The organism is Vibrio sp. TAP-3B (assembly GCF_057784735.1).
In genome coordinates, this window is sequence record NZ_CM173495.1 from 2,745,472 (window position 1) to 2,754,615 (window position 9,144).

Genomic DNA, 9,144 nt, shown 5'->3' on the forward strand with positions numbered 1-9,144 from the left:
GGAGTAAATCATATGAGCATGCAAGATCCGATTTCGGATATGCTGACCCGCGTTCGTAACGGTCAGGCAGCAAACAAAGTTGCTGTAAAAATGCCTTCTTCAAAGCTTAAAGTTGCAATTGCTGCACTACTAAAAGCTGAAGGTTACATCGTTGACTTCGCTGTTGAAGGCGAAGCAAAACCTGAGCTAGAAGTTACACTTAAGTACTTCCAGGCTAAACCAGTAATTGAGCAACTTAAACGTGTTTCTCGTCCAGGTCTACGTGTTTACAAGAAGAAAGATCAACTTCCTTCTGTAATGGGTGGTCTTGGTATTGCTATCGTTTCAACTTCCAAGGGTCTTATGTCAGACCGCGCTGCACGTAAAGCAGGTCTTGGTGGTGAAATCATCGGCTACGTAGCTTAATAAGGAGTAGACTATGTCTCGTGTTGCAAAAGCACCTGTCGCTATTCCAGCTGGCGTAGAGGTGAAACTAAACGGCCAAGAAATCACTGTAAAAGGTGCTAAAGGCGAACTGACTAGCGTTCTAAACAACGCAGTTGTAATCGCTCAGGAAGAAAATAACCTGACTTTCGGTCCTAAAGAAGGTGTTGCTAACGCTTGGGCACAAGCAGGTACTGCTCGTGCACTAGTTAACAACATGGTTGTTGGTGTTACTGAAGGCTTTACTAAGAAGCTAACTCTTAAAGGTGTTGGTTACCGTGCTGCTATAAAAGGCAACGCTGTAGGTCTAACACTTGGCTTCTCTCACCCAGTTGAGCACGAGTTGCCAGCGGGTATTAAAGCTGAATGTCCTAGCCAAACTGAAATCGTGATCACGGGTGCTGACAAGCAACTAGTTGGTCAGGTTGCGGCTGACATTCGTTCTTACCGTGAGCCTGAGCCTTATAAAGGTAAAGGTGTTCGTTACGCAGATGAAAATGTGCGTACTAAAGAAGCTAAGAAGAAGTAAGGTAACACTATGGATAAGAAAGCATCTCGCATCCGTCGTGCTACACGTGCTCGACGTAAGATTGCAGAACTGGGTGCGACTCGCCTAGTTGTACACCGTACTCCTCGTCACGTGTACGCACAGGTTATCGCGGCTAACGGCTCTGAGGTTATCGCAGCAGCTTCTACTGTAGAAAAAGCGATCCGTGAGCAAGTGAAATACACTGGTAACGTTGATGCAGCTAAAGCAGTGGGTAAAGCTATTGCTGAGCGCGCTCTTGAGAAGGGCGTAACTGCAGTTGCATTTGATCGTTCTGGTTTCCAATACCACGGTCGAGTAGCGGCGCTAGCAGAATCTGCTCGCGAAGCTGGTCTGAAATTCTAAGGTAGGGTTGGAAGATGGCTAAAGAACAACAAGTTCAAGCGAATGATTTGCAAGAAAAGCTAATCGCAGTTAACCGCGTATCTAAGACGGTTAAAGGCGGTCGAATCATGAGCTTCACTGCACTAACAGTAGTTGGTGACGGTAATGGTCGCGTAGGTTTCGGTTACGGCAAAGCTCGTGAAGTACCTGCAGCGATTCAAAAAGCAATGGAAAAAGCGCGTCGTAATATGACGACGATCGCTCTAAACGAAGGCACACTTCACCACCCAGTGAAAGGTCGCCATTCGGGCTCTAAAGTTTACATGCAGCCTGCTGCAGAAGGTACTGGTGTAATCGCAGGTGGTGCGATGCGTGCAGTACTTGAAGTTGCTGGTGTACACAACGTTCTATCTAAAGCGTACGGTTCTACGAACCCTATTAACATCGTTCGTGCTACGATCGATGCATTAGGTAGCATGAAGTCACCAGAAATGGTTGCTGCTAAACGTGGTCTAACTGTTGAATCTATTTCGGAGTAAGCACACGATGGCAACTATTAAAGTAACTCAAACTAAAAGCTCAATTGGTCGCCTACCAAAGCATAAAGCTACATTGCGCGGTCTAGGTCTTCGTAAAATCAACCATACAGTAGAACTTGAAGATACACCGTGTATTCGCGGTATGATCAACAAGGTTTACTACATGGTTAAAGTTGAGGAGTAATCAGAATGCGTTTGAATACTCTAGCACCGGCTACTGGCGCGAAAGCTTCTGCGAAGCGAGTAGGTCGTGGTATCGGTTCAGGCTTAGGTAAAACTGGTGGCCGTGGTCACAAAGGTCAAAAATCACGTTCTGGCGGCAATGTTCGTCCAGGTTTCGAAGGTGGTCAAATGCCTTTGAAACAACGTCTACCAAAATTCGGTTTCACTTCTCGTAAGAGCCTAGTGTCTGCTGAAGTTCGTCTAGCTGAGCTAGCGAAAGTTTCTGGTGACGTAGTTGATCTGAACAGTCTTAAAGCTGCTAACGTTATCACTAAGAACATTGAATTTGTAAAAGTTGTTCTTTCTGGTGATATCGACAAAGCAGTGACTGTAAAAGGTCTACGTGTGACTAAAGGCGCTAAAGCTGCAATCGAAGCTGCAGGCGGTAAAATCGAGGAATAATCTCGAGGAACGAGGTACAGATGGCTAAGAAACCAGGACAAGATTTTCGTAGTGCTCAGAGCGGCTTAAGTGAACTAAAGTCGCGCTTGTTATTCGTAATTGGTGCACTTTTAGTATTCCGAGCCGGCTCATTTGTGCCGATTCCTGGTATTGACGCTGCTGTACTTGCCGATTTGTTCGAACAGCAAAAAGGTACCATCGTTGAAATGTTTAACATGTTCTCCGGTGGTGCTCTTGAGCGTGCATCTATATTAGCATTGGGCATCATGCCGTATATTTCGGCATCTATTGTTGTCCAATTGCTAACTGTAGTTCATCCAGCGTTAGCTGAACTCAAAAAAGAGGGTGAAGCAGGCCGTCGTAAGATAAGCCAATACACACGCTACGGCACGCTTGTACTTGCAACATTCCAGGCTATAGGTATTGCAACTGGCCTACCAAACATGGTCGACAATTTGGTTGTTATCAACCAAACCATGTTTACGTTAATTGCAACCGTAAGTTTAGTAACCGGTACCATGTTCTTAATGTGGTTAGGTGAACAAATTACAGAGCGTGGGATTGGTAACGGTATTTCGATACTGATTTTTGCAGGTATTGTTGCTGGGTTGCCTTCTGCAATCGGTCAAACAATCGAGCAAGCGCGTCAAGGTGAATTGCATGTACTTCTTCTATTGCTAATTGCGGTATTAGCTTTCGCAGTAATTTACTTCGTTGTTTTCATGGAGCGTGGTCAACGTCGAATCGTTGTTAACTACGCGAAGCGTCAACAAGGTCGTAAAGTATTTGCTGCACAAAGCTCTCACTTGCCACTTAAGATTAATATGGCAGGTGTAATTCCAGCGATTTTTGCATCAAGCATTATTTTGTTCCCAGGAACATTGGCTCAGTGGTTTGGTCAAAACGGTGAGAGCAGCGCGTTCGGTTGGTTAACTGACGTGTCTTTGGCTCTTAGCCCAGGTCAACCGTTGTATGTAATGCTTTATGCAGCAGCAATTATCTTCTTCTGTTTTTTCTACACGGCGTTGGTTTTCAACCCACGAGAAACAGCAGATAACTTGAAGAAGTCTGGTGCATTCGTACCCGGAATCCGCCCAGGTGAGCAGACAGCGAAGTACATTGATAAAGTAATGACACGTTTAACCCTTGCTGGTGCACTGTACATTACCTTTATCTGTCTGATTCCCGAGTTCATGATGGTCGCGTGGAACGTACGTTTCTACTTCGGCGGTACATCACTACTTATCGTAGTTGTTGTTATTATGGACTTTATGGCACAGGTACAGACTCATCTGATGTCTCAACAGTATGATTCTGTGTTGAAGAAAGCGAATCTGAAGGGCTATAGCCGTTAATCCGGCGGTAGATTCAGTTTCATTTACGGAGTTTAGCAATGAAAGTTCGTGCTTCCGTTAAAAAAATCTGCCGTAACTGTAAAGTAATCAAGCGTAACGGTGTCGTTCGTGTGATTTGCAGTGAGCCAAAGCACAAACAGCGCCAAGGCTAATTAGCAGAAATTTTTACTTGAAAATGAAGGTTGGGTCGAGTATATTTCTCGGCCTACCTTTTGCGTGCAAAAGAAGTAGTATTCCGCAGCGTATCCATCACGGGCTTTGCTGCGGCTAATTCTTTTATAGAAACACTTAGGAGTGAATAATGGCCCGTATAGCAGGCATTAACATTCCTGATCATAAACATGCAGTAATCGCTCTAACAGCGATCTACGGCGTTGGTAAAACTCGCTCTCAAGCTATCTTAGCTGAAGTGGGTGTTGCTGAAAATGTTAAGATCAGTGAACTAACTGAAGAGCAGATCGATCAACTGCGTGATGGTGTAGCTAAATACACTGTAGAAGGTGATCTTCGTCGTGAAGTATCTATGAACATCAAGCGTCTTATGGACCTTGGTTGTTACCGTGGTCTTCGTCATCGTCGCAGTCTACCACTACGTGGACAGCGTACTAAAACCAACGCTCGCACCCGTAAGGGTCCGCGTAAGCCGATCAAGAAATAATCGGGAAGGTAGAGTACAATGGCTAAACAACCAATTCGCGCTCGTAAGCGCGTACGCAAGCAAGTTGCAGATGGCGTTGCGCACATCCATGCTTCTTTCAATAACACAATCGTAACCATTACTGACCGTCAAGGTAACGCTCTTGCATGGGCTACTGCAGGTGGTTCTGGTTTCCGTGGTTCTCGTAAGTCTACTCCGTTCGCTGCACAGGTTGCTGCTGAACGTTGTGCTGAAATGGCTAAAGAATACGGCCTAAAGAACTTGGAAGTTATGGTTAAGGGTCCTGGTCCAGGTCGCGAATCTACGGTTCGTGCACTAAACGCCGCTGGTTTCCGCATCACAAACATTGTTGATGCTACACCAATCCCTCATAACGGTTGTCGTCCACCTAAGAAACGTCGCGTATAACGTTTCTAGGACAGTTGGAGAAGAATCATGGCAAGATATTTGGGTCCTAAGCTGAAGCTTAGCCGTCGTGAAGGCACTGACTTATTCCTTAAGTCTGGTGTACGCGCGATCGATACCAAGTGTAAAATTGATAACGCACCAGGTGTACACGGCGCTCGTCGCGGTCGTCTATCTGAGTATGGCGTTCAGCTTCGTGAGAAGCAAAAAGTACGTCGTATGTACGGCGTTCTAGAAAAACAATTCCGTAACTACTACAAAGAAGCTGCTCGCCTAAAAGGTAACACAGGTGAAAACCTGCTTCAGCTTCTTGAAGGTCGTCTTGATAACGTAGTTTACCGTATGGGCTTTGGTGCAACTCGCGCAGAAGCACGTCAGCTAGTTAGCCACAAGGCTATCCTAGTAAACGGTAAAGTTGTAAACGTTCCTTCTTTCAAAGTAGCGGCTAATGACGTTGTTTCTATCCGCGAGAAAGCTAAGCAGCAATCTCGTATTAAAGCAGCTCTTGAAGTTGCTGAGCAACGTGAAAAACCAACTTGGATTGAAGTAGATGGTGGCAAGATGGAAGGTTCATTCAAGCGTATGCCTGAGCGTTCTGATCTATCAGCTGACATCAACGAACAATTGATCGTCGAGCTTTACTCTAAGTAAGGTTTAAACTAAAGAGAGGACACAATGCAGGGTTCTGTAACAGAATTTCTTAAGCCACGTCTGGTTGATATCGAACAAGTCAGCACGACTCACGCAAAAGTAACTCTTGAGCCATTAGAGCGTGGCTTTGGTCATACTCTGGGTAATGCACTTCGCCGTATTCTTCTATCTTCTATGCCTGGTTGTGCAGTCACAGAAGTAGAAATTGAAGGCGTACTTCACGAGTACAGCACTAAAGAAGGTGTTCAAGAAGATATTCTTGAAATCCTTCTAAACCTTAAAGGTTTGGCTGTACGTGTCGCTGAAGGTAAAGACGAAGTGTTCATTACTTTGAACAAATCAGGCTCGGGCCCTGTGGTTGCAGGTGACATCACCCATGATGGTGATGTAGAGATCGCTAACCCAGAACACGTTATTTGTCACCTAACGGATGACAACGCTGAAATCGCAATGCGTATTAAAGTTGAACGTGGTCGTGGTTATGTTCCGGCTTCTGCGCGTATCCATAACGAAGAAGATGAGCGTCCAATCGGTCGCCTACTAGTAGATGCTACTTACAGCCCTGTAGACAAAATTGCCTACGCTGTAGAAGCAGCTCGTGTAGAACAGCGTACTGATCTAGATAAGCTTGTTATCGATATGGAAACAAACGGTACTCTAGAACCTGAGGAAGCTATCCGTCGCGCAGCTACAATCCTAGCTGAGCAATTGGATGCATTCGTAGATCTTCGTGATGTACGAGTTCCTGAGGAGAAGGAAGAGAAGCCAGAATTCGATCCGATCCTACTGCGTCCTGTAGACGATCTTGAACTAACAGTTCGCTCTGCTAACTGTCTGAAAGCAGAAGCGATTCACTACATCGGTGATCTAGTACAACGTACTGAGGTTGAGCTACTTAAAACGCCTAACCTTGGTAAAAAATCTCTTACTGAGATTAAAGACGTACTTGCGTCACGTGGTCTGTCTCTGGGCATGCGCCTAGAAAACTGGCCACCTGCATCAATCGCTGAAGATTAATCGATACTAGTTAGAAGGATTAGGTCATGCGCCATCGTAAGAGTGGTCGTCAACTCAACCGCAACAGCTCACATCGCAAAGCGATGTTCAGCAACATGGCTAGCTCTCTAGTACGTCATGAAGTTATCAAGACTACTTTGCCAAAAGCAAAAGAGCTGCGTCGCGTAGTTGAGCCTTTGATTACACTAGCTAAGACTGACAGTGTTGCTAACCGTCGTCTAGCATTTGCACGTACTCGTGACAACGAAGTAGTTGCAAAACTATTTAACGAACTAGGTCCACGTTTTTCTGCTCGTCAGGGCGGTTACACTCGTATCCTAAAAGCTGGCTTCCGTGCTGGTGACAAAGCTCCAATGGCTTTCATTGAGCTTGTAGATCGCCCAGCTGCTGAAGAAGCTGCTGAGTAATCAGTTCGTAAGAACGAGAAAGCCGAGCATTAGCTCGGCTTTTTTGTATCTGTCGCTCAGCGAATATTAATCCCCACCTTGTTATGCCGTAATACTGGTTGTCGATAGCTCAATAACCGTCAATCTAGCCATTCTCCCACAGTCCGCCCAGTGCACTCAGTAATGCTTCGCTTGCACCTTGTGTGTTCAAGTAATTCAGTATGATAGGACCAAATTGACTGATCATTGATGGGTCTAAGCCGAGCGAATCAAATGCTCTGTTTACTGCTTCTATGTTGTCGATGTTCCCTAACCGGCTCTGAGCCCCTTGTAAGTTTGCAAGCCCTGGAAGTAAAGTCTTTAGTTCAGTGCTATTTTCTTGCGAAAGTTGATTTTGCGTTAAAGCAAGTAACGCGCTACTACCACCTATAGCTTGCTCTGCTGAGATAGGAAGTTGGCTCGTTAGCATATCTGTTAATGGTGAAGGTTCAGCATTTAAGCTGTTGTTAACCATATCCATGAGTCCATTTTTTTCACTTTTCTCTGTAACGATATCTAGGAAAGCGTGCGCATTGCTAATATTGATTAATAAAAGTGCGAGAGTCAGGAGCGTTTTACGCATGGTACCTCCAAAGTTAATGTTATTTTGTTGTTTTAAAGGCTATCAGAGTAACTACAGGTGAGAGTGTCTATTTATTTTAGACAAAAAAAACGACGCCAGAGCGCCGTTTTTTAATGATAATTGAATCAATTTCAATTAAAGGATATCAAGTAGTTCTACTTCGAATACTAGTGCTGCGAATGGAGGGATTGCAGCGCCAGCGCCACGCTCACCGTACGCAAGGTCGTGTGGTACATATAGTTTCCACTTAGAGCCAACAGGCATTTGTTGTAGTGCTTCAACCCAACCTTTGATTACGCCCGTTACAGGAAACTCAGCTGGTTGGCCGCGAGAGACAGAGCTATCAAAAACAGTGCCGTCAGTTAGTTCACCATGGTAGTGAACGCGAACTGAACTTTCCGCTGTTGGGATTTCGCCAGTACCTTCAGTAATTATTTCGTACTGAAGACCAGAATCTAGAACGTTAACTTCTGAGCGTAGTGCGTTGTCTTTTAGAAACACTTCACCTTCCGCTGCTGCAATTTTAGCGGCTTCTTGACGTGCAGCTTCTGCACGAGTTTGCATCTCTTGTAGCGCTTCGTTGATGTCATCAATCTCAATTGATGGCATATCACCAGTGAGTGCTGTTGCAATACCTGCCGCGATAGCGTCAACACTAAGACCTTCTAGACCTGAGCCTGCAAGTTGTTGGCCCATTTGTATACCAATACCGTAGCTTGCTTTCTGTTCTACTGTTTCAAATTTCATTTCAGACATAAATGTCGCTCTTATTAGGAGTGAGAAAAACAATAGAGTATCAGTTTCGAGCTAAGGTTTAAATGATTGCGATGGAATGCATAGTACCGGTTTTACTGGTGTGACCTACCTCTTACTCCATGTGATATTTCTGCTAATTTAAACCAAATTCCATTTTAGTTTCGTGAAAAGCATATACTCTCCGCATCGGTATTTTTATACTGGCAGTAGAAGTATTAAGAGGCTCATTAAAATGAATCGTCGCAGAAAGAAAAAGCAGCAAGTCGACTACGTCGAGTTGGTTAAACAAAAATTCGCTGCTATCGACTGGAAGCAGCTGTTCAACAAACAGTTATGGGTGGACCGTTTACAGCCTGTTCAATTATGTTGGCATCGGTTACCAAAATTTCATCAGCGCACTCTGATGATTTTATCTCCCTTGTTGCTGTTAGTTCTAATTATTCCTATACCGAATGAACAGGAACAGTTAGTTGAGCCGACTGGGGTCGATAATCAGCGCGTAGCGATTAAACTGAATGCGCAAAGTTTGAGTCAACAACGTACCTCACAAAATTCAGGACCTAAATCTGAAGACTGGAAAGAGTATCAAGTGAAGAACGGTGATACGCTTGCACAAGTATTCAGAAGTAACCAGCTTTCCATGGCAGATCTTAATGCTTTAGTCAAAATTGAAGGCAGTGACAAACCTTTGAGTCAGATTAAACAGGGTCAGTTGATTCGCTTTAAGCTGACCGAAGATGATGAGTTAGATATTCTTCAGTTGGAAAAAAGTGGCCGTTCAGTCATGTTCTTTCGCTTATCGGATGGCAGTTTTGGACGTAACAAGTGATGGAACCA

At 44.7% G+C, this 9,144-nt stretch carries 16 protein-coding genes; 14 read left to right on the forward strand and 2 right to left on the reverse strand.

Features of this window, described 5'->3' with window-relative positions; translation table 11 throughout:
• The first annotated feature begins 12 nt into the window (after window positions 1-12).
• From rpsH to rplQ, 13 genes are all read left to right on the forward strand, one after another.
• On the forward strand, window positions 13-405 hold the full coding sequence (gene rpsH, locus AC3D28_RS13020; RefSeq protein ID WP_098416669.1) for a 30S ribosomal protein S8: 393 nt from the start codon (window positions 13-15) through the stop codon (window positions 403-405).
• A gap of 13 nt (window positions 406-418) precedes the next feature.
• Window positions 419-952 (forward strand): 50S ribosomal protein L6, encoded by a 534-nt coding sequence (gene rplF, locus AC3D28_RS13025; protein ID WP_098416668.1) that lies wholly within the window; start codon window positions 419-421, stop codon window positions 950-952.
• Window positions 953-961: 9 nt separating this feature from the next.
• Window positions 962-1,315 (forward strand): 50S ribosomal protein L18, encoded by a 354-nt coding sequence (gene rplR / locus AC3D28_RS13030; protein ID WP_005379568.1) that lies wholly within the window; start codon window positions 962-964, stop codon window positions 1,313-1,315.
• Window positions 1,316-1,329: 14 nt separating this feature from the next.
• On the forward strand, window positions 1,330-1,833 hold the full coding sequence (rpsE, locus tag AC3D28_RS13035) for a 30S ribosomal protein S5 (protein ID WP_004745894.1): 504 nt from the start codon (window positions 1,330-1,332) through the stop codon (window positions 1,831-1,833).
• Between the two features lie 7 nt (window positions 1,834-1,840).
• Window positions 1,841-2,017 (forward strand): 50S ribosomal protein L30, encoded by a 177-nt coding sequence (gene rpmD / locus AC3D28_RS13040; protein WP_005379565.1) that lies wholly within the window; start codon window positions 1,841-1,843, stop codon window positions 2,015-2,017.
• Window positions 2,018-2,022: 5 nt separating this feature from the next.
• Window positions 2,023-2,457: a 50S ribosomal protein L15 gene (gene rplO / locus AC3D28_RS13045; protein ID WP_098416667.1), complete on the forward strand. Its 435-nt coding sequence runs from the start codon at window positions 2,023-2,025 to the stop codon at window positions 2,455-2,457.
• Between the two features lie 20 nt (window positions 2,458-2,477).
• Window positions 2,478-3,812 carry a preprotein translocase subunit SecY gene (gene secY / locus AC3D28_RS13050; protein WP_098416666.1) on the forward strand — a complete coding sequence of 445 codons (1,335 nt, stop codon included), beginning with the start codon at window positions 2,478-2,480 and terminating at the stop codon, window positions 3,810-3,812.
• A 38-nt stretch (window positions 3,813-3,850) separates the two neighbouring features.
• Window positions 3,851-3,964 carry a 50S ribosomal protein L36 gene (gene rpmJ, locus AC3D28_RS13055; RefSeq protein WP_000868186.1) on the forward strand — a complete coding sequence of 38 codons (114 nt, stop codon included), beginning with the start codon at window positions 3,851-3,853 and terminating at the stop codon, window positions 3,962-3,964.
• A 149-nt stretch (window positions 3,965-4,113) separates the two neighbouring features.
• Complete coding sequence (gene rpsM / locus AC3D28_RS13060) at window positions 4,114-4,470, forward strand: 30S ribosomal protein S13 (RefSeq protein ID WP_098416665.1); 357 nt, start codon at window positions 4,114-4,116, stop codon at window positions 4,468-4,470.
• An 18-nt stretch (window positions 4,471-4,488) separates the two neighbouring features.
• Complete coding sequence (gene rpsK, locus AC3D28_RS13065; RefSeq protein WP_098416664.1) at window positions 4,489-4,878, forward strand: 30S ribosomal protein S11; 390 nt, start codon at window positions 4,489-4,491, stop codon at window positions 4,876-4,878.
• A gap of 27 nt (window positions 4,879-4,905) precedes the next feature.
• Window positions 4,906-5,526 carry a 30S ribosomal protein S4 gene (gene rpsD / locus AC3D28_RS13070; protein WP_098416663.1) on the forward strand — a complete coding sequence of 207 codons (621 nt, stop codon included), beginning with the start codon at window positions 4,906-4,908 and terminating at the stop codon, window positions 5,524-5,526.
• 24 nt (window positions 5,527-5,550) lie between these two features.
• The gene (locus AC3D28_RS13075) at window positions 5,551-6,543 is read left to right on the forward strand and encodes a DNA-directed RNA polymerase subunit alpha (protein WP_098416662.1); all 993 of its coding nucleotides are present in this window, start codon (window positions 5,551-5,553) and stop codon (window positions 6,541-6,543) included.
• A 26-nt stretch (window positions 6,544-6,569) separates the two neighbouring features.
• On the forward strand, window positions 6,570-6,950 hold the full coding sequence (rplQ, locus tag AC3D28_RS13080; RefSeq protein ID WP_098416661.1) for a 50S ribosomal protein L17: 381 nt from the start codon (window positions 6,570-6,572) through the stop codon (window positions 6,948-6,950).
• Between the two features lie 124 nt (window positions 6,951-7,074).
• Here the strand turns inward: rplQ and AC3D28_RS13085 are convergent, their stop codons facing one another.
• Together AC3D28_RS13085 and bamJ are read right to left on the reverse strand one after the other, a co-directional pair.
• Window positions 7,075-7,551 (reverse strand): DUF2780 domain-containing protein, encoded by a 477-nt coding sequence (locus tag AC3D28_RS13085; RefSeq protein WP_488535000.1) that lies wholly within the window; start codon window positions 7,549-7,551, stop codon window positions 7,075-7,077.
• A 135-nt stretch (window positions 7,552-7,686) separates the two neighbouring features.
• The gene (bamJ, locus tag AC3D28_RS13090; RefSeq protein ID WP_488535001.1) at window positions 7,687-8,307 is read right to left on the reverse strand and encodes a BamJ family beta-barrel-assembly machinery protein; all 621 of its coding nucleotides are present in this window, start codon (window positions 8,305-8,307) and stop codon (window positions 7,687-7,689) included.
• 232 nt (window positions 8,308-8,539) lie between these two features.
• Here bamJ and AC3D28_RS13095 point away from each other — a divergent pair, with 232 nt between their 5' ends.
• On the forward strand, window positions 8,540-9,136 hold the full coding sequence (locus AC3D28_RS13095; RefSeq protein WP_488535002.1) for a LysM-like peptidoglycan-binding domain-containing protein: 597 nt from the start codon (window positions 8,540-8,542) through the stop codon (window positions 9,134-9,136).
• Window positions 9,137-9,144 lie beyond the last annotated feature (8 nt).

Coding starts and splice junctions, on each gene's coding strand:
- rpsH (WP_098416669.1), top strand. CDS start 13: ATGAGCATGCAAGATCCGATTTCGGATATGCTGACCCGCGTTCGTAAC.
- rplF (WP_098416668.1), top strand. CDS start 419: ATGTCTCGTGTTGCAAAAGCACCTGTCGCTATTCCAGCTGGCGTAGAG.
- rplR (WP_005379568.1), top strand. CDS start 962: ATGGATAAGAAAGCATCTCGCATCCGTCGTGCTACACGTGCTCGACGT.
- rpsE (WP_004745894.1), top strand. CDS start 1,330: ATGGCTAAAGAACAACAAGTTCAAGCGAATGATTTGCAAGAAAAGCTA.
- rpmD (WP_005379565.1), top strand. CDS start 1,841: ATGGCAACTATTAAAGTAACTCAAACTAAAAGCTCAATTGGTCGCCTA.
- rplO (WP_098416667.1), top strand. CDS start 2,023: ATGCGTTTGAATACTCTAGCACCGGCTACTGGCGCGAAAGCTTCTGCG.
- secY (WP_098416666.1), top strand. CDS start 2,478: ATGGCTAAGAAACCAGGACAAGATTTTCGTAGTGCTCAGAGCGGCTTA.
- rpmJ (WP_000868186.1), top strand. CDS start 3,851: ATGAAAGTTCGTGCTTCCGTTAAAAAAATCTGCCGTAACTGTAAAGTA.
- rpsM (WP_098416665.1), top strand. CDS start 4,114: ATGGCCCGTATAGCAGGCATTAACATTCCTGATCATAAACATGCAGTA.
- rpsK (WP_098416664.1), top strand. CDS start 4,489: ATGGCTAAACAACCAATTCGCGCTCGTAAGCGCGTACGCAAGCAAGTT.
- rpsD (WP_098416663.1), top strand. CDS start 4,906: ATGGCAAGATATTTGGGTCCTAAGCTGAAGCTTAGCCGTCGTGAAGGC.
- AC3D28_RS13075 (WP_098416662.1), top strand. CDS start 5,551: ATGCAGGGTTCTGTAACAGAATTTCTTAAGCCACGTCTGGTTGATATC.
- rplQ (WP_098416661.1), top strand. CDS start 6,570: ATGCGCCATCGTAAGAGTGGTCGTCAACTCAACCGCAACAGCTCACAT.
- AC3D28_RS13085 (WP_488535000.1), bottom strand. CDS start 7,551: ATGCGTAAAACGCTCCTGACTCTCGCACTTTTATTAATCAATATTAGC.
- bamJ (WP_488535001.1), bottom strand. CDS start 8,307: ATGTCTGAAATGAAATTTGAAACAGTAGAACAGAAAGCAAGCTACGGT.
- AC3D28_RS13095 (WP_488535002.1), top strand. CDS start 8,540: ATGAATCGTCGCAGAAAGAAAAAGCAGCAAGTCGACTACGTCGAGTTG.